Here is a 22163-nt window from a genome sequence, read left to right as displayed (position 1 = left end):
TTGACATCCCGCCTTGACCAGCATCAAAAGAAAAAGGCCGCGGCGGTTCCCCGTCGCGGCCTCTTCGCATCTGGTCAGAACGTTTAGTTCTGGGCGTAGAATTCGATCACGAGGTTCGGTTCCATCATCACCGGATAAGGCACGTCCGACAGGCCGGGCTGGCGCACGAAGGTTGCCTTCATCTTGGAATGATCGGCATCGATGTAATCGGGCACGTCGCGCTCGGCGAGTTGTACGGCCTCAAGCACGGCAGCAATCTGCTTGGACTTGTCGCGGACCTCGATCACGTCGCCCTCTTTCACGCGGTAGGAGGGGATGTTGACGCGCTTGCCGTTCACCGTGACATGGCCGTGGTTCACGAACTGGCGTGCGGCAAACATCGTCGGCACGAACTTGGCGCGGTAGACCACGGCGTCGAGACGGCGCTCGAGCAGGCCGATCAGAAGCTCGCCGGTGTCACCGCGGACACGCTCGGCCTCAGCGAAGATGCGGCGGAATTGTTTCTCGGTCAGATCGCCGTAGTAGCCCTTGAGCTTCTGCTTGGCGCGCAGCTGCAGGCCGAAGTCGGAAATCTTCGCCTTGCGGCGCTGGCCATGCTGGCCGGGGCCATATTCACGGCGATTCACCGGGGATTTCGGACGGCCCCAGATGTTTTCGCCCATGCGGCGGTCGATCTTGTACTTGGCAGACGTGCGTTTGGTCACGGCTGATCTCCTTCTCTATGTGTCGAAGGGCGTTGTCCTCTGGATTGCTCCCGACAGGCATCCCCTTGCGGGGGCCACCAACACCAATGAAGCCGCGCTTATACAGGGGTGCGTGCGGGTGTCAACCGGGGTGTTGGATGATGCGAGGCGGGGGAGCATGGGTGGCCTGTTGCTGCCGTTGGAGTTAGCCGCGCATCGTCGTGCCGCGGTGTGGCGATCTTAGGCTAGGTGGGCAGTGCTTTATTCCAGCCAAGCTCGAAAAACATCAGAGCGCAGAGCAGGCTGCAGCCAATTCGCCGCGCCGGGGGGCGGCACGGCGGTGCGCGGCGGCCTTCGGCCGCGTTTCGCGCAGGTGCGTCAATCAGAGGTCCGCTTCAGGCCAAAACCAACACCGCCCTCAGTCGGCTCTCATCCCGTTCAACCTCAGAAACAGGCTTTCCTCGTCGTCGTTGCGGAAAAACGGCACCGAGGAAGGCGGCGCGCGGTCATGTGCCCGCGCCGTGACCTCTGCCAGTACCACCTCGGTGATGAAGGGCAGATCGAATCGGCGTGCATCCGCGAGGGGCACCCATTGCAGATGGCTCAACTCCTCGCAGGCGGCAGTGAAATCATCGGGGTCACCGGCGAGCGCCTCGGCATGGACCAGAAAGAACCGCGCGTCGAACCGGCGCGGGCGGCCCGGCGGCGTGATCGCGCGGAACACAAATTGCAGCGGGTCGGCACGTGGCACGAGACCGCGCGCGGCAAAGCCCTGCCAATCGGGCGGCACCGCGCCCGGCCAGTCACCGGCCTGACCCAGGGCAAGCCCGGTCTCCTCCCACAATTCGCGCACCGCAGCCGCGGCGAGGGCGTGGGCCAAGTCGCGCGGGCTATCCTCGCGCAGACGCTCGGCGCAGAGGGCGGGCAAGGGCCGGACAAACGGGATATCGGCATCGCCCGCATCCACTGCACCGCCTGGAAAGACGAACTTGTTCGGCATGAAGGCGGCCTGCGCACCGCGCTGCCCCATCAGGACATGCGGCCGCGCCTCATCGCGCAACACGATCACTGTCGCTGCATCGCGGATAGCTGTTTTGTCGATCTCGCTCATGCCGCCCTTTCGCGCGCAAGGGCCTAGTGGCTGTCGCTGAACCCGTGCATCAACCGTGCCCATTGAAAGGCCACAATGGCCCCTTTCAGACGGGGCAGAAGGTAGAGCGAGAGTGTGATCGTGCCAATAGCGAATATCGTGAACAGCACCAGCGGCTCGGGCCGAAACTGCACGAAGGAGATATGCAGAAGCGGTGCCATCAGATGCCCGACGATCAGGATCGTCAGATAGGCGGGACCGTCGTCGGCGCGCGCATGGCTCAGATCCTCGCGGCACACTGGGCAGGTCTCACGCAGCTTGAGATAGCTCTTGAGGATCGGACCGCTGCCGCAATTGGGGCATTTACGGGAAAACCCCCGGCGCAGGGCGGGCCACAGCGGGCGGTCTGTCTGATCGGCGGTGGTGTCCTGCATGGGGTGAGGCCTTTCGTTGCGTTGGCTCGAACATGGCGAAACCTGTACGGTATTTAAAGGTGACAGCCTGCCCTTGCGGCGCGATGTCGCAAATCACCCGCAAAGCGATGCAAAAAAATCATTCCTGCGCGCCGGAAGCGCGGTCCGTGCGCGTATCACTTTGCAGAAACGGCCCGACACGGTGGCGTTTCACGACAACAGGCACGTCACAAGAGAACTGGAGATGTCACGATGAACAATATGGTTTTGATCGCAGGTCTGGCCACTGCCATCACGCTTGGCGGGCTGAGCGCCGTCGAGGCGGGCAACAACAAGGGCGGCAAGCATCATGGCGGCATGCAGATGCGGCACAGTTTCGAGGATCTCGACGCCGATGGCGATGGCAAGATCACGCCTGAGGAAATGGCCGGCCACATGCAGGCACGCTTTGACGGCGCCGACAGCGATGGCGACGGCGCTCTGTCGCGCGACGAGTTGGTCGCGCGGATGATGGAGCGTCGGGCCGAGCGGATGGGGAACTATGCCGACCACATGATCGAGCGGCACGATGCCAACGGGGATGGCAAGCTGAGCATGGACGAGATGCGTGCCGACCGTCAGGGCAAGATGTTCAAGCGTGTCGATGCCGATGGCGATGGTGCGATCAGCGCCGAGGAGTTCGCCAAGATGCGCGAGATGCGCGGCAAGCATCACGGCATGAAGCAGGGCGGCAAGGCGTCCGAGTAAGCGCGGTCCGCGTGGCAGGCATGGCACCCGTGCCTGCCACGCTGGTCAGGGACCGGTCTGAAGGATACGCTTGGGGGCCATGACGATGCCGTTCGACGCCCATGACGACGTGCCCGACGAGGCGCTGCTCGTGCTTTTCGCCAACGGCGACAGCGCGGCGGCGCGCGTGCTGACCCTGCGGCTCACGCCGCGGGTGATGGCGCATGCGTACCGCCTGTTGGGCAACCGGGCCGAGGCCGAGGATGTGGCGCAGGAGGCGATGTTGCGGCTCTGGAAACAGGCCCGCGACTGGCGGCAGGGCGAGGCCAAGGTGACCACGTGGCTTTACCGTGTCGTGGCCAATCTGTGCATCGACCGGCAACGGAGGGCGCGGGGCGGGTCGGTCGCGCTCGATGCCATACCGGAGCCTTCGGACGGGCGGGCGAGCGCCGTTGAAGAAATGCAGGAGCACGCCCGCGCCGAGGCGTTGCAGACGGCCCTGAACGATCTGCCGGAGCGGCAGCGACAGGCGGTGGTGCTGCGCCATATCGAAGGGCTGGCGAACCCCGAGATCGCCGGGATCATGGAGATCACGGTCGAGGCGGTGGAAAGTCTGACCTCGCGGGGCAAACGCGCGCTGAGCGCGGCCCTCGCCGGGCGGCAAGAGGAGTTGGGATATGTCGATGAGCGATAAGGATCAGGCGGACGGTGGGCTCGATGTCTTTTTCGAGGCGGCGCGTGGGCATGCTCCAATACCCTCGCCGGATCTTCTGGCGCGGGTGTTCGCAGATGCCGAGACAACGCAGCAGGCTGGTCCGAGCACCGCGCCCGCCCGCGTGTACGCCACGCCGGACGGGTTGGCGGCGCGTCTTTATCGTCTGCTTGGCGGCTGGCCTGCCATGGCGGGGCTGGCCACGGCGGCACTGACCGGTATCTGGATCGGCACCGCCTTGCCCGAGGGGCTGATTGGCACCGCCGAGGCGGCCTATCTGGTGGATATCACGCCGGAAATGGCCTTTGATCTGGCCGGGGGGGATTTCTGATGACAGATCTGAACGAGCGGCAGGACAAGCCCGGCCCGGGGCGATGGATGCGCGTGCTGCTGGTGGTTTCGCTGGCTGTGAACCTCGCGGTTGTCGGGGTCGTCGCCGGATGGGCGCTGCGCCATGGCGGGCATCACGGGCACCACCCCTCGCGGCTTGATATGGCAGGCGGGCCGTTGACCCGCGCGCTCAGCGACGAGGACAGGCGTGCGATCGGGCAGCGCATGCGCGAGGTCTGGCGCGAACGCGGCGGCAACCGCGCCGGTATTCGTTCAAGTTTCGATGCGTTGGTGGTTGACCTGCGCGCCGTTCCCTTCGATCCGGATCGCGTGGCCGAGCGCATGCGCGAACAGCGCGAAGGATTTGCCGCCCGCTTCGAGATGGGGCAAGAGGTGCTGATCGCGCATCTGGCCGCGATGAGCGATGCCGACCGCGCGGCCTATGCCGATCGGCTGGAGGCGCGGATCGAGGACTATCGCGCGCGGAGATCGGGAAAAGACCGCGATTGATCGAATGATCGAAAACCGTGCGGCGCTGCACTAGCGGCGGAACGCCACCGGCAGGTTGAAGCTGTGGCTGTCCCCTGGCAGGCGGGCGGGCTTGGCGGGCAGGCGCGCGCCTTGCACCGCCTTCACTGCTGCCGTGTCGAGCGCACGGTCACCCGAAGATTGCCGCACACGCACCGCCATCAGCCGTCCGTTGCCCGACACTGTCAGCGCCAGATGAACCGTACCGCTTGACCGGGTGCCGCGTGGATAGCGCTTCTGTCTCTCGATCCGGCTTCGGATACTGCCGCCCCATTGGGCCATCAGGCTGTTGCGGGCGGCGGGGTCGAGCGTCGTTGCAGGTGCGGTTCTGGCCGCGCCGCCGGCCTTTTGCCCACCATCTCCGCGTGCCACTTCCTTGGGACGAGCGGGGCTGGATTGCGCGGGCTTGGGGGAAGGCCGCTCAGGGCGTGCCGTGGGCCGTTTGCGGGATGGGGCAGGGGCGGTATCGGCTTGCGGCAAGGCGTCGGTTTGGGTGGGGCTGCTGAGCCGGGCGGTCATCGTAGCGCGGGCGGGCGCCTGTTCTGCCATTGCGGTGGGTCGCGTGTGATCGGCCTGCGGATTGGGAGCCGTTGGCTGAGGTGCGCGGTCGCTCAGCTCTGGCGTGGGCAGAGGCAGGGGGGCGGCCTCGACTGCGGGGAGGTCGGGTGCATGCGCCGCGATTTGCGGTGCGGTCGGCGCCGGGCCGCTGCGTGGCGCGGTATCTGGGCGCAGGCCGACCGGGGTTGCGTCCGGGCGCGGAGGGGATATGGGTTGTGCCGCCTCTTGCGTCAGCTCAACCGGCTGCTGCCAGGCCTCGACCAGCGCGGCCATCTGCGGGCTTGAGGCCTCCAGCGTCACGCTCTCGGACCCCTGTGCGCCGCCTGCGCCGCTGCTGCCACCCGGCGCGGCGGTCCACACCCCGGCATGCACGGCGGCGGCAAGGGCGAGGAAACCGGTGAATTCCAGACCGCGAATCATGGTGCCCCCGTCAGGAGTTCGATCTCCGCGATGCCACGCGCCGCCAGTTCCGGCAGAAGCCGGGCAAGCGCCTGCGCCTCGAGCCGCGCATCGGCGCGGATTTGCAGCGTGGCATCGGGCGTGGAGCGGGCGGCGAGCGCGTCAAAGACCGCCTCGCCCCGCGCCGCGTTGAACGCGAGCTGCCCTTGTGCATCCATGTAAAGCGTGTCGGTGGGCTGTGCCGTGCTCTCGCTCGCACTTTCGGGCAGGGTCACGTCGAAGGGCGCGGGCGGCGTGATCTGCGCGCTCATCAGAAAGAAGATCAGAAGCAGGAACACCACATTGATCATCGGCACGATGGCCTCTGACGGGCGGCGGCGTCTGAGGGTCGCGAAGTCCATGCGCCTACTCCACCACGATCAGTCGCGTGAGACCGGCAGCGCGCAAGGCGTCGGTTACGGCGATCAACGATTGCAGGTCGGCTCCGGCGGCGGGGCGCAGCACGACGGCGTCGCCGGTGTCGGCCATCAGGGGCGCGAGGGCGGCGGGTAGCGTGTCGAGCGTCACGGCGCTGCCATTGAGCGTGAGCCCTTCGGCCGCGATCCCTATCAGGCGGGGCGGGCCGTCATAGGTGGCATTACCGCTGCCGCCGGTGGACAAGGGCAAGGTCATGTCGTGGCCGAAGCGCGCGGCCAGCATGAAGAACACCAGCAGCAGGAACACCACGTCGATCATCGGCGTGAGGCTGGGGCGGCGGGGCGCGCGGGGCTGGCCAAAGCTCATCATGGCGCGCCTCGCGCATGCGGGGTGGTGAAGATGCGGGTGGCGGCGTCCTCCATATCGGCCTGCACGTGGTCGGCCACACTCTCGAACCATGTCAGCGCCATCGAGGCCGGGATCGCCACAGCCATGCCCGCAGCGGTGGTCAGCAACGCCTCCCAGATGCCGCCGGCGAGGATCGAGGGATCGGCGCTGTTGCCGCTGTCTTGCAGCGCCTGAAAGGCGGCGATCATGCCCAGCACCGTGCCCAGAAGGCCGATCAGCGGTGCGATGGTGGCGATGAGTTCGAGCGCGCGCAACCCGGAACGTGCCTCGTTCAGCAGCGACTTGGCGATGCGGGTGGTGTCTTCGCGGGCCTCGCGTTCGCCCCAGTGCGGGGCCGTGGCCGCCTCCATCGCGGCGAGGGCGAGCCTAGCGCGCAAGCTGCGGCGCGGGCGCAGGAGGGCCGTCGCCTCGGCACCCTGCCCGTGCTGCCAGAGGGCCACCGCGCGGTCGGTCACCGCCCCGGACCACGCGCCGGTCAGCAAGAGGCGCCAGACCTTCCACAGGATGAGTGCGAGGGTCAGCACCGAAAGCGCCGCGATCACCCAGAGCGCCGGGCCGCCCCGATCAAGAAATCCGATGAGCGCGGTGCTATCCATGCTGCGCCTCCTTTGCCGGTCGGGTCCATGCCTGCGCGCCTTGGCGGACCGCGTCAAGCACCGCGCGGCCCACGGCCTCGCCCGCCTCGGTATGCAGACCCGCGTAGCGCGTGGTGCCCTCGGGTGCCGCGATGGCGACGCAATCGGTGCCGGTGCCGGTGGCGAGGCCGGTCGCAAGGCGCAGCCCCGCTTCGGTAATGGCGACGGTGCGGGCCTGCGTGGCGATGCTCATCGCCTCCAGCCGAGCGGCATCGGTCAGCCCTGCATCCAGCGTCACCGCGATGTTGATGGTGCCCCAGCCATGCGCCGCAGGTGGCAGGCGGCGGCCCACACGCTCGGCATTCGACAGCCCCACGGTGGCCACGGCGCGGGCGGTGATCGTGCCTGCGGTGGCGCGTACCTCGGCATAGGTGCCGATATCGCAAGAGGTGAGAAAGCAGACCGCATCGAAGGCCTGCTGCGCGGTGAGCTCGCGGTCGAGCCAGTCCTCGACATCGAGATCCTCGGGCAGATCGGCATTGCGCACCTCGCGCCACAGGATGCGCCGGGCCCGCACCTGACCGGGGCGATTCACCGCCCAGCTGAGCACCGGCATGTCGCGGCCCAGATCGAGCGATAGCCAGGGGCGGTCCAGGTGCAGGCGGCTCATCGGGTCACCTCGAGCGGTTGAAAGACGGGGCCTTGCGGCGTGTGCGCATAATGCGCCGAGACATGGAAGATGCGGGCGAGGTTGTCGGGTGTCAAAACGGCATCGGGGGGGCCGTCGGCGGCAATGCCGCCGTCGCCCAGCAGAATGAGCCGGGTGCAATGGCGCGCGGCCAACCCCAGATCGTGGATCGAGACGATGACGGCGCGGCCTTCCTTTGCCAGCCCGGCAAAGACCTCCATCGTGGAAATCTGGTTGGCGGGATCAAGCCCCGCAATCGGCTCGTCGGCCATCAGCAGCGGTGTGTCCTGTGCCAGTGCACGCGCAATCAGCACCATCGCTTGCTCTCCGCCTGAAAGGCGCGTGGCGGTGCGGTGGCGCAGGGCGTCGAGCCCCATCGTATCGAGCGCCGCATCGACATGGGCGCGGTCGGCGGCGCTGATGCCCTGTAGCCCCGACAGGTGCGGGGTGCGTCCCAGGGCGACCAGCGTCTCCACGCTCACCGGCCAGGCGATGTCGCGCGCTTGCGGCATCCAGGCGGCGGCGCGGCCACGGTCGCGGGGCGGCAGCGCGGCAAGGCTGCTATGGCCGCTATGCGGGACAAGCCCGAGGATCGCGCGCAAGAGCGTCGTCTTGCCCGCGCCATTGGGGCCGATGAGGCCGACGCATTCCCGGGGGCCGACGCTGAAGCTGACATCGCTTAGGACGGGACGCGTGCGCAGCCGCACCGAGAGGCTATCGACGCTGAGCAGGGTCATGCCATCTCCGCCCGTGTCTTGTAGATCAGGTGCAGAAAGAGCGGCGCGCCGACGAGGGCTGTGAGCACGCCGAGTTTCAGGTCACGCTCGGGCAGGACCAGCCGCACGGCGAGATCGGCGGCAAGCACCATCGCCGCTCCGCCAAGCGCCGAGCCCCAGAGCAGCCGCGAGGGCCGCGCGCCCACCAGCGGCCGCAGCAGGTGCGGCACCACGAGGCCGACAAAGCCGATGGCCCCGGCCACCGCGGTCGCCGCGCCCACCACGAAGGCGATACCGACCACCAGCGTCAGGCGCAGGCGCGTCAGGCGGATGCCCATGGCCTCTGCCGCGTCCTCGCCCAATGTCAGCGCATCCAGACCGCGCCCGAGGGTCGCAAGCCCGACCCAGCCTACCACCATCAGCGGCAGCGCCAGCCAGACATGCGTCATCGAGCGGTCAGCGAGCGAGCCCATCATCCAGAACACGATCTCGGAGGCGGCATAGGGGTTGGGCGAAAGGTTGAGCACCAGCGAGGTGAGCGCGGCAGCAAGCGCCGAAATCGCGATGCCCGCGAGGATCAGCGTGATCGACGCGCCACGCGGCCCGGCCAGCATCAGCACCAGCAGCACGCCGATGCCCGCGCCCGCAAGGGCCGCCAGCGGCAAGCCAAGGGTAAAGGCGGCGGCAAGCCCGGTATGGATGGCGAGCACTGCACCGAGAGCGGCGGAGCCTGACACGCCAATCAGCCCCGGCTCGGCCAGCGGGTTGCGCAGGTAGCCTTGCATTGCGGCGCCTGCAAGTCCGAGGCTTGCCCCGATCATCAGGCCCAAGAGCGCGCGCGGCAGGCGGATTTCGCGCATCACCAGCGGCAGGGGGCCGTCGCCGCCAAGGATCAGCGCAGAGAGATCCGACAGGGCGGAGGTGTCCGACGGCCCGGTCGTCAGCGAAGCGGCGAAGAGCACCGCCACGAGGGCCGAGAGGGCGAGGGCAAGGCGGCTCATTGACCGCCCTCCGGCAGGGCGCGGCGCGCGTCGGTCAGGCGCTCGACCGCATTCAGCACATGCGGCGTGCCGCAGATCCAGTCGGGCGAGGTGATCCGCAGCCCGGCGCGCCCCTTGCGCAGTGCATCGAGCGCGGGATGACCCAGAACCGCCTCGGAGCGCGAGGCACCGGGCAGGGGGGCGGCACTGATCAACAGATCGGGCGCGGCCATGACAAGCTGTTCCAGTGGCAGGGTGCCGCCGCCGCGATGGCCCAGCTCTGCGGCGAGGTTGTGAAAGCCCGCAGCGCGCAGGATGTCATCAGCCAGCGTGCCGCCGCCGAGCGTGTAGCCGTTGGGATGGTAGAGCGCGGCGCGCGGGTGATTGCCGGCCTCGGCCTCCAGTGCTTCCAGACGCGCGTCGAACTCTGCGATCAGGGCGGTGCCCTCGTCCTCGCGCCCCAGAACGCGGGCCATCTGCGCGATGCGCGCGCGGGTGTCGTTGAGCGACTTGGCGGTGTCGAACTGCTCCACCCGAAGACCCACCCGACGCAGCATGCCGATGGTGGCGGGATCGGTATAGGCTCCGGCGACCACCAGATCGGGGGCCAGCAGATAGACCTCCTCGGCGCGGCCCTGATTGACCGGATAGCCGCGCGCGGCCTCGGCCATGGCGGAACTGTGCGGATCGGCGGCCAGATCGGAAACCGAGACAAGCTGACCGGGGGCGGCCAGCAGCATCGCCAGCTGATCGGTGCACAGGTTGATCGACACGACGCGGCGCGGGGCCGGGTCGGCCCCGGCCTCGGTTGTGGTCACGGCCCCCGCAAAGGCGAGGGCCGCGCCAAGCGATATGAGCCTAGAAAGACGCACGCAGCCCCACATAGGCGGCGCGGCCCGAGGTGTTGAACCCACCGGCTGTCTCGTAATCCTCGTCAAAGAGGTTCTCGACCCGAAGGAAAGCATCGACATTATCTGTCACCTGATAGGTGCCGTTCACATGAACCAGCGTGTGCGCCCCAACGAGGTTGTTCGCGGGTGCAAAAGTTGACGGTGTGATGCCCGACAGACGCTGGATGGTCACCTGGCCATCGAGGCGCGGTGTGATCTGCGCCTCCAGCCCCAGGGCCGCATCGTGACGCGGCACGCGCGCGGCGTCGACGCCGTTCTGCTTGGCATCGGTAAAGGTGTAAGCGGCGTTGAGCGTCAGGAATTGGTTGATCGTGACGCGGCCCGACAGTTCGACGCCTTCACCTTCGAAATCCGCCGTCTCAAAGCAGCCGAAACCGCTGCCGCAACGGGTCGACGCCCCGTCAAAGAAGATCTGATTGTCGATCTCGGTGGAAAACAGGGTCACGCGGATGAAATCGTCGCCATCGAGCCGCTTTTCCAGCCCGAGGTCATAGCTGACCGAGGTTTCCGGCTGAAAAGTCGGATCGCCGAAGAACGGGTCGAGTTGCGAGAGCGTTGGTGCGCGGAAGCCGTCGGATGCCGAGGCGCGCAGGATCAGGTCCTCACGGATGCGCCATGCGAGGGCGGCCCGCGCCGACAACTCGCCGGAGAATTCGGAGTGGTCGTCATGCCGCACCGAGAGGGCGAGATCGAGCGCATCGGTGGGGGCGAGCAGAAGTTCAGCCTGCAGTCCTGCGATGTCGATCTTCTGGTTGAGGTCCTCTTCCTCGGTATAGTCGCCGCCGAAACTGAGCGCCCAGACCCCGCCGGTATCATAGCTGCCGCGGTACTCGATGCGGTCGCGTTCGCCTTTGAACGGTGTGGGGGTGCCGTTGGAGAAGCTGACGCGGTCGGTCTCGAAGGTTGAATACGCCAGTTCATGACTGACCGGGCCGGTTTCGAGCTCGGTGAAGAGCCGCACGCCTGTGACCTCGCGCTTGTTGAATTCATCGAACGGCGCGGGCCCGTCGCCGCCGAACTCGTCGAACTCCGCGCGGCTGTCGATATAGAGAGCGCTGAGACCTGCGGCGAAGATGTCGGTGACCTGGTGGCGCAGATAGAGATTGGCCTGGGTCGAGTCGAACCCGTCATCCTCGGTTCCCGCCGCAGAGGCGGAAAAGCCGTCGCTTTCGGTGCGGCTGATGGAAAAGGCGAGATCGGTGCGGTCGGTGCGGGCGGTGAGGCCTAGCACACCGCGCCGGGTGTCAAAGCTGCCTGCCGCAACCTCGGCAAAGCCGTGCACGCCGTCCTCGGTGGGGCGCAGGCTCTCGATATTGACGACGCCGGCAACGGCGTTCTGACCGAAGCGCGCCGATTGCGAACCCTTGAGCACCTCGATGCGGCCAAGCCCGGCATTTGTCAGCCCGCCGAAATCGAAACCGCCGCCGCTACTGGCGGGATCGGTCACGTCGATGCCGTCGATCAGCACCGGCACATAGGCACCGCCAAGGCCCCGAATGCGCAGCGTGGAGGTGGTGCCGAGCGGGCCGTTGCCAGAGGACGAGATGCCCGGCTGAAAGGTCAGGAAATCGCCAAGCCGCGCGGTCGGGGCATCGCGTACGTCATCGGCGGGCAGCACCTCGACGGTCGAGCCGCTGCGCTCGAGCGTGGTGTCGGTCTGGTTGGCTGTCACGGTGATCGTGTCGAGATCGAACGCATCCTGCGCGAGCGCGGGGGCGGTGCAGAGCGCGCAGAGCGCGCAAAGGGCGGTGGTTCGCAGATATGTCATTTAATGTCCCTCAATACCGGTCTCCGGCATCGGTGTTCCAAGGTGCGAAGTCATTGGAAAGGACATGGCCCCTCCGCAGACGGTGAAGCGCCACCACTACGGAATAGACCGTTATCCACGGCGCGCCCCGCGCCCGGATAGGGTGATCACCTCGGCAGGTCTCCTGACTCGCGGGTCGCTGCTTTACCGGGCCTTCCCGTCACATGGGGTGACAGTGGCATATGCCGGTATCGCTCGCCGCTTACAGTTGCGGGGGCAGTTACGGAATTGATCCAAGACGAGGATCGCACCGTATTCCCTTTTCACCGGAAATCTGCATTCCCGGACCGAAGTAAATCTTCGGATAATCGTGATGCGGGATTCGCGCAAGGATAAAGATATCCTCTCGGGTAGTACGGCGGGGCTGAGGGAACGCGGCGTGCCATGAAGAGATCGCCTATTCTTGAAATGATTATGGAATTGAAATGCGTCAGGCCCGAGTAGCCCCGGGCCTGTGAAGATGGTGGCCGCGTTGCGAATTGCGCGTTCAGGCCTTGGCCTGCGTGCGTGGGGTGAGGCGCATTCGGGGGGTGAGGCTATCACCATGTGTGCGACGTTGCGGCGGCATTGTCTGTGCGTCGGGTTCGTCCTCTTCGGTCAGCGCCTCTTGTAGCCCATCGAGATCGCGGCTGTGGAACACGCGTGAGGACATCACGGACAGGAAGTAATAGGACATGTCTGTCTCCGAAGATTGGCCCGGGCTCAGCCGGTGCGAGCGCTGTCGGGGTTGTGGCGGTCGGCGATGGCGCGAGTTATCGCAATCGCGTCCTTGAGGCCGAGACGCTCCTGCTTGAGACGTTTCAGCCGGGCGATATCGGGCATCGGTCGCCGCTGCTCGTCATCGATACGTGCGTCGATTTTCGCATGACGGCGGCGCAGTGTGGCAATGCGGCTGATGAGCGATTGATGAGAAATCCGGCGATGCGGCATCATGGGTCTCCTTCCGGTTGGATCGGTCGCGGTTCAGGGTGCGACCCGATAGAGATGGGGATGCATTCCGTTTGGAAAAGCCGATGTTATATTAAAGTTGGATAGGAAATTCCTATATAAATGTCTTTGGGAATGCGGAGGGCGAGAGATCATGCAGCAGGAGGTAACGCTTCGACAGTTGCGATATTTCATCGCCCTGTCGGAGGCTGGCCATTACCGCAAGGCTGCGGAAAGGGTGGGGGTAAGCCAGCCATCGCTCAGCCAGCAGATCGCCGGTCTTGAAACCGCGCTTGATCTGCCACTTGTGGAGCGTGGGCAGCGTGGCGCTGTTCTGACGCCGGGCGGTCGCGAGGTTCTGGAGCACGCCCGTAAGGTTGTGGAAGAGGCGGAAGCTTTGCAGGCACTGGCGCATTCCAGCCGGGAAGGTCTGAGCGGCACGGTCCGGCTCGGGGCAAGCCCGACGCTCGGCCCCTATTTCCTGCCTTACGTGGTGCGCCGACTCAGGCTGGTCTGTCCCGGTCTCAAGCTGATCATCCGCGACGCGGCACCGGATGTATTGCAGGACGAACTGTTGGCCGGGCGGCATGACCTCATTCTTGCGCAACTGCCGCTACACTCGCGCGATCTTGTCTCCGAACGCCTGTTCCGCGAGCCGTTGAAGCTGGCCGTTGCGCAGGACCATCCTCTGGCCGGTATGGACCGCGCGGAGGACCGGGATCTCGCGGGGCAGGATATGCTGGCCTTGCCGCGCGGCTATCCGTTGCATGCCCAGATCGTTGGCCTCTGCGACGAGATGGGTGCCCATCTGCGGCACGATTACGAGGGCACCAGCCTCGATACGCTGCGGCAGATGACGGCGCTGAACATGGGGGTGAGTTTTCTGCCCGCGCTCTACGTGCGATCGGAAGTGTCGAAGGGCGTGGGAGACGTGGCGATCCTGTCGTTTCGCAACGACCGGTTCACCCGGTCGGTCGGGGTTGCGTGGCGCAGGCGCTCGGTGCATCGGGCGCTGCTCAATCGGATTATTCCGGTGATACGGGCGGTTCTACAGGAGCATTTTTCGGATCTAGTGACGGTGGAGGGATAAATGCTGAAATACGTACCGGGAGAGGATGTGGGGCTGCTCGAGCATTGGCCCTTTGCAGCACCGGAAAGCGATTACGTCATGGTGGCTGGAGACCCTGTTTGCCAAGGGCGTCTGGATGCCGGTGGGCCGGGGCATGACACGCGCGCCGGTATCTGGCGCTGCACGCAAGGTGCGTTCACATGCACCGAGCAGGGCGACGAGATGATGGTGATTCTCGAGGGGCGCTGTCAGATCACGGATCACGCAACCGGCGAGGTGCTGCGCCTCGGCCCCGGTGATTGTGCCTTCGTGAAAGACGGGATGCGCGTCACCTGGGCGGTGTCCGAGACCGTCACAAAGGCGTTCATGGGGTGGAAACCGGGCGGATACTGAGCCGGTATCGCAGGCAGAGCATCGCAAACACCGGCTTGAAATGAAACAGGCCCCGGAGTGATCCGGGGCCTGCGTCGTGTCGGTCTCATGCCGATCAGTGGGCTGGCTGCTTGTCCCAGTCCTCACGCTTGGGGAGCTGTTCGAACGTGTGCTCCGGCGGCGGCGAGGGCAGGGTCCATTCCAGCGTGTCAGCATATTCGTTCCAAGGGTTGGCCTCGGTCGACCGCGCCCCGCGCAGGAGCGTGTAGATCACGATGCCGAAGAAGAAGATGAACGACGCGAACGAGATGAAGGCCCCGATCGACGACCACCAGTTCCAGACCGCGAAGGCCTCGGGATAGTCGATATAGCGGCGCGGCATGCCCTGACGTCCCAGGAAGTGCTGCGGGAAGAAGGTCAGGTTGGCACCGATGAACATCGCCCAGAAGTGCAGCTTGCCGGCCCATTCGGGGATCATGCGGCCGGTCATCTTGGGGAAGTAGAAATAGATCCCGGCAAAGATGGCGAAGACCGCGCCAAGGCTCATCACATAGTGGAAGTGGGCCACAACGTAATAGGTGTCGTGATAGGCCCGGTCTACCGATGCCTGGCTGAGCACGATGCCCGTGACGCCGCCGACGGTGAAGAGGAACAGAAAGCCGAACGCCCAGAGCATCGGCGTCTTGAACTCGATCGAGCCGCCCCACATGGTCGCGATCCAACTGAACACCTTCACACCCGTTGGCACCGCGATCACCATCGTCGCCAGCATGAAATAGCTCTGCTGGGTCAGCGACATGCCCACGGTGTACATGTGGTGCGCCCAGACGACAAAGCCCAGAACACCGATCGCAATCAGCGCCCAGACCATCGGCAGGTAGCCGAAGATCGGCTTGCGCGAGAAGGTGGCGATCACGTGGGAGATGATGCCAAAGCCGGGCAGGATGATGATATACACTTCCGGGTGGCCGAAGAACCACAGGATGTGCTGGTAGAGGATCGGATCACCGCCGCCCGCCGGGTCGAAGAAGGTCGTCCCGAAGTTGCGGTCGGTCAGCAGCATGGTGATTGCCCCCGCGAGCACCGGCAGGGCCAGCAGGATCAGCCATGCGGTGACGAAGATCGACCACGCAAAGAGCGGCACCTTGAACAGCGTCATGCCCGGCGCCCGCATGTTGAGGAAGGTGGTGATCATGTTGATCGCGCCGAGGATCGACGACGCCCCCGAGACGTGGACCGCGAAAATCGCGAGGTCCATCGACATGCCCGCCTCGTTGGTCGAGAGCGGCGGGTAGAGCACCCAGCCCACGCCAGAGCCAAGCTGACCGTTGCCACCCGGCGCCAGAAGCGAGGCCACGCCAAGCGACGTGCCGGCGATGAACAGCCAGAACGACAGGTTGTTCATCCGCGGGAACGCCATGTCCGGCGCGCCGATTTGCAGCGGCATGAAATAGTTGCCAAACCCGCCGAAGAGTGCCGGGATGACCACGAAGAACATCATCAGGACGCCGTGATAGGTGATCATCACGTTCCAAAGGTGGCCGTTGGGCGTGCATTCAGCGACATCCGACGCGATGAAGCGCGCGCCTTCCATGCACATGTACTGAACGCCCGGTTCCATCAGTTCCATCCGCATGTAGACGGTGAACATGACCGAGATGAGACCGACGATCGCCGAGGTGATCAGGTACAGGATACCGATATCCTTGTGGTTCGTGGACATGAACCACCGGGTGAAAAACCCGCGCTGATCTTCGTGTTCGTGGCCGTGAATGGCTGCGTCTGCCATTTGATGCCTCCTGCTGATGTTGTGACGGGCACGCAGAATCCAGCGTGGCTCACACGCCCGTGATCCTCTCAGGTTTTAGAATGTCCCGCCCGGCGCGGCAATGCGCGAAATTGATGCAGATCAAAGAATTTTGTCGCACCCCCCGGCGTTTGAGGGCGGGGATGCCCGATGTGGCCTGCGCCGCTTAAGCCTGCGCGGCGTAGATCTCTGTGAGCCGTGCCGCCTGCTCTTGCAGACCGTAGGGCGGGTTCACCACGAACATTCCAGAGCCCGCCATGCGGTGTCCCGCGCGGACAGGTGGAAAACGGACCTCGTGGCGCAGAGCGTCGGGGAAGATCGCGCCGAGATGGGTGAGCATCGCGGTGTGGATGCCGCTGGTCAGGATCGGATACCAGAGCATCAGGATGCCCACATTCCATTTCCGGGCGATCTGGGCGAAGTGGCGGGGAATGCTGTCATATTCCGTCTTCACCTCATAGCTTGGATCGGCCAGCAACAGCCCCCGGCGCGGCATGGGCGGGCAGAGGGTTTGGGCCATGGCGAACCCGTCCTCCTGACGCAGTCGAGGGCGGTAGGGGGCCAGATGCGAGGCGAGCAGGGCATGCTCGCCCGGGTGCAGTTCCGCAAGGTGCAGGCTGTCACCCGCGCGCAGGCTGAGCGCCGCGATGAGCGGCGAGCCGGGATAGGCGTTGGCCCCGTGTTTCGCGCGTGTGGCATCAAGGCGCAGGCGGTAGGGGTGAGTGGCGGCAATCGCCGTCTCCAGCCGCCCGATGCCCTGTGCAGCCTCCCCGGTTTTGTGGGCGGCCGCATCGCTCAGGTCATAGAGGCCCCGGCCCGCGTGGGTCTCGATATAGCTGAACGGTTTGTCCTTGCGGGTCAGGTAGTCCAACCCCCACGCCAGCAGCGCGTGCTTGTGGACATCCGCCGGATTGCCCGCGTGGTAGTGATGTTGATAGCTCAGCATGCGGCCCAATAGCAGGCGGTTCCGGACGGGGGAAGATGGCATGAGGGGCGGGGTGTCGCAATCAGGACCAGGTGACCGCACAGTGGCGGCCACCTGATTTGCTGTTGCATACCATACAGGAAACAGATCACTCTTGAATATGTTACGTCACTGAATGTGCGGGTCGCGCTGCGTGGGATGCGTGCAGCGTGCCCCCCAACAAGGCTCATATGGCGTGTGTAATGTGGCGGAAATTGGGGTCTGCGCGGGTAAGGTTTTGGCATTCGGCCAAGTTCGGGGCCTTGGGTTGCAAGGCGGCGCGGGGTTGTCGCGCAGGGGTTGAAGGTGCGGAGCGCAGGCTTGTGGCACGCAAGAAAAAGAGGAGAGAGGCATGGAAATGAACCTTGGCATGCGGCCGCAGATGCAGGACTTGCTGGATCGCGTGGCGGCGATGGTGCGCGACGAGATCATGCCGCTGGAGGCCGAGTATCACGCCGAAGTGGGAAAGGGAGACCGTTGGACCTACACGCCCCGGCAAGCCGAAATCCTCGAAGGATTGAAAGCGCGGGCCAAGGCCGAGGGGCTGTGGAATTTCTGGCTGACCGACAGTGCACGCGGCTTTGGCCTGACGACAGTCGAATATGCCTATTTCGCCGAAGCGATGGGGCGCACGCCGATGGGGGCCGAGGTGTTCAACTGTAATGCCCCCGATACCGGCAACATGGAGGTTTTCGAGCGGTACGGCACCGAGGCGATGAAGGCCGAATGGCTCGCCCCGCTGCTGGAGGGGGAGATTCGCAGCGCCTACCTGATGACCGAACCGGAGGTTGCCAGTTCGGATGCCACCAACATCGCCATGACCTGCGCGCGCGACGGTGATCACTACGTGCTGAACGGTCAGAAATGGTGGGCCACCGGCGCGGGTGATCCGCGCTGCGCCGTTTATATCGTGATGGTCCGGACGGGGGGCGATGACCAGCCAAAACACCAGCGCCATTCGATGATCGTGGTGCCCGCCGATACGCCCGGCATTGAAAAGCTGCGCCCGATGGAGGTCTACGGTCGTGACGACGCGCCGCACGGGCATATGCATTTCAAGTTCGAGAATGTGCGCGTGCCCGCCGACAACATGCTGTTGGGCGAGGGGCGCGGCTTCGAGATCGCGCAGGGTCGGCTTGGACCGGGGCGTATTCACCATTGCATGCGCGCCATCGGGCAGGCCGAGGCCGCGCTCGAGATGATGTGCAAGCGCAGCCTTGCGCGCGAGGCGTTCGGCAAGCCGCTGGCGCAGTTGGGGGCGAATTACGACATCATCGCCGAATGCCGCATGGAGATCGAGCAGGCGCGGCTGTTGTGCCTCAAGGCCGCTTGGATGATGGATCAGGGCGATGCGCGCGCCGCCGCCCCCTGGATCAGCCAGATCAAGGTGGTGGCCCCGCGCGTGGCCCTCAAGGTGATCGACGAGGCGGTGCAGATATTCGGCGCGCAGGGCATTTCACAGGACGTGCCGCTGGCCGCGATGTGGACCCATGTGCGCACGCTTCGGCTGGCCGATGGTCCCGACGCGGTGCACCGTCGGCAGGTGGCCCGCGCCGAATTGCGCAAGCACACGCAGGAAAAGGTCTGAGCGTTCGGCTCAGCCCCCCCGTATGCGGCTGACCATTTCTGTCGTGTCGCGGCTGAGGTTCGGGGAGGCAAGGATGCGGTCAAGCTGTTCCGCGATCAGCGCCCGCCGGTCCGCATCATAGCGCCGCCATGTCTCGAACGCCGAACACATGCGCGCCGTGGTCTGCGGATTGAGTGGATCGAGCGCGATGAGCCAATCCGCAAGTGTCTTGTAGCCCTTGCCCGACGCGTGGTGAAAGCCTGCCGGTGACATGGCGAGCGCGCCCAATGTGGCGCGGAAGCGGTTGGGGTTGCGAATGGTGAAATCGCGGTGCTCGGTCAGGCGTGCGGTGGTATCGGCGGTGTCCTGCGGGGCGGCCTGCAGGATCTGCAGGCTGAACCATTTGTCGATCACCAGCCGGTCGTGCTGCCACTGTTCATAAAAGGCCTGCACCGCGGCTGCACCCTTGCCCGCCTGTAGAAGGCAAGAGAGCCCGGCAAGCTGCTGGGTCATGTTGTCCGCTGCATCATATTGCGCCTGCGCCTGCGCGCCGCCGTCGCGGCGGGTGAGGATGGCAAGCGCGGCGTTGGCGAGTGCCCGCGCGCCGGTCTGCTCGGGGTCGGGACGGTAGGGGGCGGTGACCTGATGCCGGTCGTAAAGCGCGCGTGCGGTGGCCTCCATCGTCACGGCGCGGGCATCGCGCAGGGTCTCCAGCGCCTCCCAGATGGCTTGCGGGTCGGGGGTGTGGCCCGCGTCATGCAGCGATTGTGCGAGATCGTCCTCGCTCGGCAACCCGTGGGCGAGGGCGCGAAAGGCCGGGTCAAGCGTCTCGTCGCGGGCCATGGTATGCACGGCGTCGAGATAGGCGGCATCGGGGGCGGCCCCCTCGCGGATCATCGCCAGCAGGCCGTTGCGGGCGAGCGCGCGTCCAGCCTCCCATTTGTTGAACGGGTCGGTGTCATGGGCGAGCAGGAAGGCGCGTTCTTCATTGCTGGTCTCGCGGTCCAGAATCACCGGGGCGGAGAAATCGCGCAGGATCGAAGGGACCGGCTTGGCGGCCAGCCCGTCGAAGGTGAAACTTTGCCGCGCCTCGGTCATCTCCAGCAGTTGCGTTTCTTTGATCTCGTCGCCGTTGGGCCCCAGAAGCCCCACGGCAATCGGGATCACGCGAGGGTCTTTCACCTCCTGCCCCGGCGTGGGCGGGGTGTGTTGTTCGAAATGCAGGGTGTAGGTGCCGCCCTCGTAGTCCTCGCTGACCCGTAGGCGCGGCGTGCCGGCCTGCGTGTACCAGCGTTTGAACTGCGCCAGATCGCGGCCGGTCGCATCCTCGAACACCTGCAACCAGTCCTCGATGGTGCAGGCCTGCCCGTCATGCCGCTCGAAATAGAGGTCGAGCGCGCGCCCGTAGGCGTCATCCCCCACGAGCCGCTTGAGCATGCCGATCAACTCGGCCCCCTTCTCATAGACCGTGGCGGTGTAGAAATTGTTGATCTCGACAAAGCTTTCGGGGCGCACCGGATGGGCCAGCGGGCCGTTATCCTCGCGGAACTGACGAGCACGCAGGGCGATGACGTCACCGATGCGCTTCACGGGGGCAGAGCGCATATCGGCGGTGAATTCCGAGTCGCGATAGACGGTCAGCCCCTCCTTGAGGCAAAGCTGAAACCAGTCGCGGCAGGTGATGCGGTTGCCGGTCCAGTTGTGGAAATACTCATGCGCGATGATCGCCTCGATGCGCTCGAAATTGGCGTCGGTGCTGGTCTCGGGGCTGGCCAGAACGCAGGAGGAGTTGAAGATGTTCAGCCCTTTGTTCTCCATTGCGCCCATGTTGAAATCATCGACCGCGACGATGTTGAACAGGTCGAGATCGTATTCGCGCCCGTAGACTTCCTCGTCCCATGTCATGGATTTCTTGAGCGCCTCCATGCCGAAGGCGCATTTGCCCTCATCGCCGGGGCGCACCCAGATGTTGAGATCGACCTTGCGGCCCGAGCGGGTGGTGAAGCGGTCGGCATGGTTGACAAGATCGCCCGCGACGAGCGCGAAGAGATAGGCCGGTTTCGGCCAGGGATCGTGCCACTCGGCCCAGCCGTCGCCCTCTGCCACCGGGTTGCCGTTGGACAGCATCACCGGCATGTCGCCCTCGATCCGGACGGTGAACACGCTCATCACGTCGGGACGGTCGGGGTAATAGGTGATCTTGCGAAAGCCCTCGGCCTCGCATTGGGTGCAATACATCCCGTTGGACATATACAGCCCCTCAAGCGCGGTATTGCCCGCCGGGTCGATCTCGACCTCGGCCTCGAAGGTGAAGGGCGCGTCGGGGACATCGGCGGTCAGGCCCTCGGCCGTCACCTGCGGCGTGATCGCCGCGCCGTCGATTTTCGCACCTATGAGGCGGAGGTTTTCGCCATGCAGGAAGAACGTGCGGCTTGACGATGCGGGGTTGGGGCGAAACTCTATCTTGCTAAGAACGCGGGTTTTTTCCGGTGAGAGGCGGAAGGTCAGGTGAACCTTTTCGACCAGAAAGGCTGGCGGAGTGTAATCCGCGAGATAGATGGTCTGGGGTGAGGCGTCTTTCATCGCGGGCGTCTCCGTCGGCTGGAACAAGAGGTTTGCCGGACGTTAGGGCGATGCGCGTGCAGCTTCAATGGGGGATGCGCGCGGATGGACGCATAGGAAAGGAGCCACAATGTCGGCACCCGAGACGAATGTCGAAAAGCAGAAGAAACAGCACAAGCCTGCGTTGATGGGGATACGGGGGGCGGTGCTTTTTGCCCTCGTGCTGCTTCTGGGGCTGATCGGTTGGGTCGCCTCGCAGGGACAGACGCCGGTCGACCCGGACGTGAAGATCGACGGCCGCACTGGCGATGAAGTGGTCGTCGAATGACCGAGGTTGCCTGACATGCCCGCACCGTTGATCTGCTGGTTCAAGCGCGATCTGCGGGTGCAGGATCATCCGGCGCTCGCGCATGCCGTGCGGCTTGGGCCGGTGATCCCGCTCTATATCGTGGAACCGGAGATGTGGGCGCAGGGGGATGCCTCGGGTCGGCACTATGCGGTTTTGCGCGAGGCGCTCGACAGTTTGCGCGAGGCATTGTCTGGGATCGGCTTGCCGTTGATTCTCCGCGTCGGTGAGGCCGTGCCGGTGCTGGAGAACCTGCGCGCGGCGCATGGCGTGAAAAATCTGGTCAGCCACGAAGAAACCGGAAATGGCTGGAGCTTTGCGCGCGACCGGCGCGTCGCGGATTGGGCGCGCGGGCAGGGGGTGACGTGGCACGAGATGCCGCAATGCGGGGTGATGCGGCGGCTGGACAACCGCGACCGGTGGCAGGGCGCGCGCGATGCGTTCATGCGTGCACCCTTGGTGCCGACGATCGCAGGCGCTGTGACCAGAGCCGGGATCACGAGCGACCCAATGCCCGAGGCGCACGCGCTCGGCCTTGAAGACCATTGCCCCGGTCGGCAGCGCGGCGGGCGACGGGCCGCAGAGCGTGCCTTGGAGAGTTTCCTTGC

General features: G+C 65.4%; 26 protein-coding genes, 1 pseudogene and 1 riboswitch. Of the genes and pseudogenes, 10 read left to right on the top strand and 17 right to left on the bottom strand.

Features of this window, described 5'->3' with window-relative positions:
- Nucleotides 1-83 precede the first annotated feature (83 nt).
- From rpsD to PVU19_RS18115, 3 genes are all read right to left on the bottom strand, one after another.
- Nucleotides 84-704 carry a 30S ribosomal protein S4 gene (gene rpsD / locus PVU19_RS18125; RefSeq protein ID WP_050661680.1) on the bottom strand — a complete coding sequence of 207 codons (621 nt, stop codon included), beginning with the start codon at nt 702-704 and terminating at the stop codon, nt 84-86.
- 397 nt (nt 705-1101) lie between these two features.
- Nucleotides 1102-1794 carry an NUDIX hydrolase gene (locus PVU19_RS18120; protein ID WP_050661521.1) on the bottom strand — a complete coding sequence of 231 codons (693 nt, stop codon included), beginning with the start codon at nt 1792-1794 and terminating at the stop codon, nt 1102-1104.
- Nucleotides 1795-1817: 23 nt separating this feature from the next.
- Nucleotides 1818-2207 (bottom strand): DUF983 domain-containing protein, encoded by a 390-nt coding sequence (locus tag PVU19_RS18115; protein ID WP_050661520.1) that lies wholly within the window; start codon nt 2205-2207, stop codon nt 1818-1820.
- Between the two features lie 16 nt (nt 2208-2223).
- On the opposite strand from PVU19_RS18115, the gene PVU19_RS18110 reads away from it, so the two are divergent.
- The 5 genes from PVU19_RS18110 (at nt 2224) to PVU19_RS18090 (ending at nt 4464) form a co-directional block, all read left to right on the top strand.
- The gene (locus tag PVU19_RS18110) at nt 2224-2442 is read left to right on the top strand and encodes a hypothetical protein (RefSeq protein WP_139194541.1); all 219 of its coding nucleotides are present in this window, start codon (nt 2224-2226) and stop codon (nt 2440-2442) included.
- The gene (locus PVU19_RS18105; RefSeq protein ID WP_050661519.1) at nt 2439-2933 is read left to right on the top strand and encodes an EF-hand domain-containing protein; all 495 of its coding nucleotides are present in this window, start codon (nt 2439-2441) and stop codon (nt 2931-2933) included. The genes PVU19_RS18110 and PVU19_RS18105 overlap by 4 nt, the downstream gene beginning before the upstream one ends.
- 79 nt (nt 2934-3012) lie before the next feature.
- Entirely contained in the window at nt 3013-3606 is a 594-nt protein-coding gene (locus PVU19_RS18100; RefSeq protein ID WP_050661518.1) for an RNA polymerase sigma factor, read from the top strand.
- The gene (locus PVU19_RS18095; RefSeq protein ID WP_274789833.1) at nt 3590-3955 is read left to right on the top strand and encodes a hypothetical protein; all 366 of its coding nucleotides are present in this window, start codon (nt 3590-3592) and stop codon (nt 3953-3955) included. The genes PVU19_RS18100 and PVU19_RS18095 overlap by 17 nt, the downstream gene beginning before the upstream one ends.
- Nucleotides 3955-4464, top strand: a complete 510-nt coding sequence (locus PVU19_RS18090; protein WP_082237378.1) for a periplasmic heavy metal sensor — start codon at nt 3955-3957, stop codon at nt 4462-4464. The genes PVU19_RS18095 and PVU19_RS18090 overlap by 1 nt, the downstream gene beginning before the upstream one ends.
- A gap of 30 nt (nt 4465-4494) precedes the next feature.
- On the opposite strand, the gene PVU19_RS18085 is transcribed toward PVU19_RS18090, so the two are convergent.
- From PVU19_RS18085 to PVU19_RS18035, 11 genes are all read right to left on the bottom strand, one after another.
- Nucleotides 4495-5460: an energy transducer TonB family protein gene (locus PVU19_RS18085; protein WP_050661516.1), complete on the bottom strand. Its 966-nt coding sequence runs from the start codon at nt 5458-5460 to the stop codon at nt 4495-4497.
- Complete coding sequence (locus tag PVU19_RS18080; RefSeq protein ID WP_050661515.1) at nt 5457-5840, bottom strand: ExbD/TolR family protein; 384 nt, start codon at nt 5838-5840, stop codon at nt 5457-5459. Before PVU19_RS18080 ends, PVU19_RS18085 begins: the two co-directional genes overlap by 4 nt.
- Nucleotides 5841-5844: 4 nt before the next feature.
- Nucleotides 5845-6222: an ExbD/TolR family protein gene (locus PVU19_RS18075; RefSeq protein WP_050661534.1), complete on the bottom strand. Its 378-nt coding sequence runs from the start codon at nt 6220-6222 to the stop codon at nt 5845-5847.
- Nucleotides 6222-6860: a MotA/TolQ/ExbB proton channel family protein gene (locus tag PVU19_RS18070; RefSeq protein WP_050661514.1), complete on the bottom strand. Its 639-nt coding sequence runs from the start codon at nt 6858-6860 to the stop codon at nt 6222-6224. The genes PVU19_RS18075 and PVU19_RS18070 overlap by 1 nt, the downstream gene beginning before the upstream one ends.
- The gene (locus PVU19_RS18065; protein WP_050661513.1) at nt 6853-7509 is read right to left on the bottom strand and encodes an adenosylcobinamide amidohydrolase; all 657 of its coding nucleotides are present in this window, start codon (nt 7507-7509) and stop codon (nt 6853-6855) included. Before PVU19_RS18065 ends, PVU19_RS18070 begins: the two co-directional genes overlap by 8 nt.
- Complete coding sequence (locus PVU19_RS18060; RefSeq protein WP_050661512.1) at nt 7506-8264, bottom strand: ABC transporter ATP-binding protein; 759 nt, start codon at nt 8262-8264, stop codon at nt 7506-7508. Before PVU19_RS18060 ends, PVU19_RS18065 begins: the two co-directional genes overlap by 4 nt.
- Nucleotides 8261-9244: a FecCD family ABC transporter permease gene (locus tag PVU19_RS18055; RefSeq protein ID WP_050661511.1), complete on the bottom strand. Its 984-nt coding sequence runs from the start codon at nt 9242-9244 to the stop codon at nt 8261-8263. Before PVU19_RS18055 ends, PVU19_RS18060 begins: the two co-directional genes overlap by 4 nt.
- Nucleotides 9241-10107 carry an ABC transporter substrate-binding protein gene (locus tag PVU19_RS18050; RefSeq protein WP_050661510.1) on the bottom strand — a complete coding sequence of 289 codons (867 nt, stop codon included), beginning with the start codon at nt 10105-10107 and terminating at the stop codon, nt 9241-9243. Before PVU19_RS18050 ends, PVU19_RS18055 begins: the two co-directional genes overlap by 4 nt.
- Nucleotides 10082-11902 (bottom strand): TonB-dependent receptor plug domain-containing protein, encoded by a 1821-nt coding sequence (locus PVU19_RS18045; protein ID WP_050661509.1) that lies wholly within the window; start codon nt 11900-11902, stop codon nt 10082-10084. The genes PVU19_RS18050 and PVU19_RS18045 overlap by 26 nt, the downstream gene beginning before the upstream one ends.
- Before the next feature lie 136 nt (nt 11903-12038).
- Nucleotides 12039-12248, bottom strand: a riboswitch (cobalamin riboswitch).
- A gap of 180 nt (nt 12249-12428) precedes the next feature.
- Nucleotides 12429-12617, bottom strand: coding sequence for a hypothetical protein (locus PVU19_RS18040; RefSeq protein WP_050661508.1), 189 nt, complete (start codon nt 12615-12617; stop codon nt 12429-12431).
- A 26-nt stretch (nt 12618-12643) separates the two neighbouring features.
- Complete coding sequence (locus PVU19_RS18035; protein WP_050661533.1) at nt 12644-12871, bottom strand: YdcH family protein; 228 nt, start codon at nt 12869-12871, stop codon at nt 12644-12646.
- 151 nt (nt 12872-13022) lie between these two features.
- On the opposite strand from PVU19_RS18035, the gene PVU19_RS18030 reads away from it, so the two are divergent.
- Nucleotides 13023-13958 carry a hydrogen peroxide-inducible genes activator gene (locus tag PVU19_RS18030; RefSeq protein ID WP_050661507.1) on the top strand — a complete coding sequence of 312 codons (936 nt, stop codon included), beginning with the start codon at nt 13023-13025 and terminating at the stop codon, nt 13956-13958.
- Nucleotides 13959-14330, top strand: coding sequence for a cupin domain-containing protein (locus tag PVU19_RS18025; protein WP_050661506.1), 372 nt, complete (start codon nt 13959-13961; stop codon nt 14328-14330).
- A 94-nt stretch (nt 14331-14424) separates the two neighbouring features.
- On the opposite strand, the gene ctaD is transcribed toward PVU19_RS18025, so the two are convergent.
- On the bottom strand, nt 14425-16098 hold the full coding sequence (ctaD, locus tag PVU19_RS18020; protein ID WP_050661505.1) for a cytochrome c oxidase subunit I: 1674 nt from the start codon (nt 16096-16098) through the stop codon (nt 14425-14427).
- 184 nt (nt 16099-16282) lie between these two features.
- Entirely contained in the window at nt 16283-17062 is a 780-nt protein-coding gene (gene rlmJ / locus PVU19_RS18015; protein ID WP_050661504.1) for a 23S rRNA (adenine(2030)-N(6))-methyltransferase RlmJ, read from the bottom strand.
- 370 nt (nt 17063-17432) lie between these two features.
- On the opposite strand from rlmJ, the gene PVU19_RS18010 reads away from it, so the two are divergent.
- A complete protein-coding gene (locus PVU19_RS18010; RefSeq protein WP_050661503.1) occupies nt 17433-18668 on the top strand; it encodes an acyl-CoA dehydrogenase family protein in 1236 nt (411 codons plus the stop codon).
- Between the two features lie 9 nt (nt 18669-18677).
- On the opposite strand, the gene pepN is transcribed toward PVU19_RS18010, so the two are convergent.
- Nucleotides 18678-21230 carry an aminopeptidase N gene (pepN, locus tag PVU19_RS18005; RefSeq protein ID WP_050661502.1) on the bottom strand — a complete coding sequence of 851 codons (2553 nt, stop codon included), beginning with the start codon at nt 21228-21230 and terminating at the stop codon, nt 18678-18680.
- 109 nt (nt 21231-21339) lie between these two features.
- Between pepN and PVU19_RS18000 the strand changes: the two genes are divergently transcribed.
- On the top strand, nt 21340-21537 hold the full coding sequence (locus PVU19_RS18000; RefSeq protein WP_050661501.1) for a hypothetical protein: 198 nt from the start codon (nt 21340-21342) through the stop codon (nt 21535-21537).
- 15 nt (nt 21538-21552) lie between these two features.
- A pseudogene (locus tag PVU19_RS19420) lies at nt 21553-21879 on the top strand (deoxyribodipyrimidine photo-lyase); the annotation flags it as partial.
- Nucleotides 21880-22163: the final 284 nt, after the last annotated feature.

Origin of the sequence: Roseovarius tolerans, assembly GCF_028885395.1 — a bacterium.
Classification (GTDB): domain Bacteria; phylum Pseudomonadota; class Alphaproteobacteria; order Rhodobacterales; family Rhodobacteraceae; genus Roseovarius; species Roseovarius tolerans.
This window is presented reverse-complemented; position numbering and strand designations above follow the sequence as displayed.